Here is a 2,040-nt window from a genome sequence, read left to right on the forward strand (position 1 = left end):
AGGCGGGGCCCGAGGCCGGCGCCGTCGCCCGCGCGACTCTGGAGCCCTCCGACGGAGGACCCCGCCGCACGGCCTGACCGGCACGGCCGCGCGGCCCGCCCTGACGCGGTCGCCGTCGCGGGTCAGGTTCTGGTGACGAGGATCCCGTCGTCGTCGCTGAACAGCGTGGCACCCGGGAGGAAGGTCACCCCGCCGAACGTCACCGGGACGTCCCGCTCCCCGGCCCCTTCCTTGGCGCTCTTGCGCGGGTTGGAGCCCAACGCCTTGACGCCCAGGTCCAGCCCGGCCAGGGCGGCGACGTCCCGTACGGCGCCGTTGACCACCACCCCGGACCAACCGTTGCCCACGGCGAGGCCCGCGATGACGTCGCCCATCAGCGCGGTGTGCAGCGAGCCGCCGCCGTCCACGACCAGGACGCGACCGGCACCGGGTTCGGACAGGATGCCCTTCACCAGCGCGTTGTCCTGGTGGCAGCGGACCGTGGCGATGGCCCCCTGGAAGGCGCGGCGCCCGCCGTACTGGCGGAGCTGCAGGTCGCAGGAGTCGAGCTCGTCGCCACGCTCGTCGTACAGGTCCGCGGTCACGGTCGTCATGATGGAAACCTCCTCAAGGGGTGGATCACTGGTCTACCGGAAGCCCGCGCGCGGCGACACCCACCCAGCCGAGCCCGAGCGCCGTCACCCAGAGCACCCCCGCCACCCCCAGGCCCGCCGCCACCAGCCCGGCGGCCCCGGGGATGAGCACCTGACCGGTGCGGTTGCCGACGAGCCGCAGCGACATGGCCCGGCCCCGCAGGCCGGGCGGCGCGGCCTCGGCGAGCCACGACATGGTCAGCGGCTGGCCCACGCCGAGCCCGAACCCGACCACGAACAGCAACGCGGCGAGGAGCCACAGCGGCCACGGCAGCGGTACGAGCGCCAGAGCCAGGGCCGCCGCGACGGTGCTGACGATCAGGAGCCTGCGGCGGCCGGCGGCCCGTGACAGGCTGCCGAGGAAGAAGCGCGAGACCATGGACGCCACCCCGCGGATCGCCAGCAGCAGGCCCACGGTGCCCGAGGCGAGCCCGCGTTCGGCGCCCAGCGCGGGAAGGTACACCAGGGTGATGTCGACCGCGGCCAGCACGACACAGCTGGTCACCAGGGCGCGGGCGATGCCCGGCAGCCGCAGCAGCGACCGCAGCCCCTCCCCGGCGTCGCTCTCCTGCGCGATCCGGCGCGGGCTGCTGCTGAACAGCGCCGACAGCACGATGAGGACGACGCTGAGGAAACAGCTCCACCGGAAGACGCCGTCGGTGTCCGGGATGGCCTGCCCGCCGCCGAAAGCCGCGATGAGGACGGGGCCGGCGGCCTGGCCGAGGGAGGCGGCGAAGGTGTAGCGGCCGAAGGCGGCGTCGTAGTCGCCGCGTTCGGTGGTGTTGGCCACCAGCGCCTGCTGGGCGATGACGCACCCCAGGTGCCCGGTGCCGAGCAGGACGCCGGCGACGACGAGCCCCGCCACGCTCTGCCCGGCCACCAGGAACGCCACGCTGGACGCCGCGAACAGGGCGGCCCCGGCCACGGCCACCCGCCGCTCGCCGTACCGGTCGGCGGCGTGACCGGCGGGCAGGGCGAGCACCAGCGGCGCGATGGCGAAGCACGCCCCCAGCACGCCCAGCCAGGCGGCCGGGACGTCGAGCTCGATCGCCCGGTACGACATGGTCGGGCGCAGCACGAACGTGAGGGCCTGCGTGCCCACGGCGTGCGCCAGCAGCACCGCCGTGCCGCGCCGACGCCGGACTTCAGGCATCGGCGCTGTCGCGGACGCGGTGGACGGCGGGTCGGGCTGACAGGCAGGGACGACTCACCATTTGTCCCATCACGTTCCGCTTATGACGAATTACAGTCACAAGTTACCGCAGGGTGCCGCCGGGGGAGCGGGGCGGGGTGGCCAGGACCCGCGGCACGGGGCGGGGTCGTCGAGCCCGGCGGACCCCAGCCCGTCGGCGAGGCCCCAGTCGTGCCCGGCGCGACGACCCCTGGCGCGACGACCCAGCGCGCGACG

At 74.9% G+C, this 2,040-nt stretch carries 2 protein-coding genes; both read right to left on the reverse strand.

Translation table 11 applies throughout. The features are described from left to right. Positions 1-122 precede the first annotated feature (122 nt). Positions 123-593, reverse strand: coding sequence for a ribonuclease E activity regulator RraA (gene rraA / locus DQW85_RS23875; RefSeq protein WP_113702295.1), 471 nt, complete (start codon positions 591-593; stop codon positions 123-125). 25 nt (positions 594-618) lie between these two features. Beyond that, entirely contained in the window at positions 619-1,785 is a 1,167-nt protein-coding gene (locus tag DQW85_RS23880) for an MFS transporter (protein WP_113702296.1), read from the reverse strand. Positions 1,786-2,040: the final 255 nt, after the last annotated feature.

The sequence above is a fragment of the Nonomuraea lactucae genome, assembly GCF_003313395.1.
Classification (GTDB): domain Bacteria; phylum Actinomycetota; class Actinomycetes; order Streptosporangiales; family Streptosporangiaceae; genus Nonomuraea; species Nonomuraea lactucae.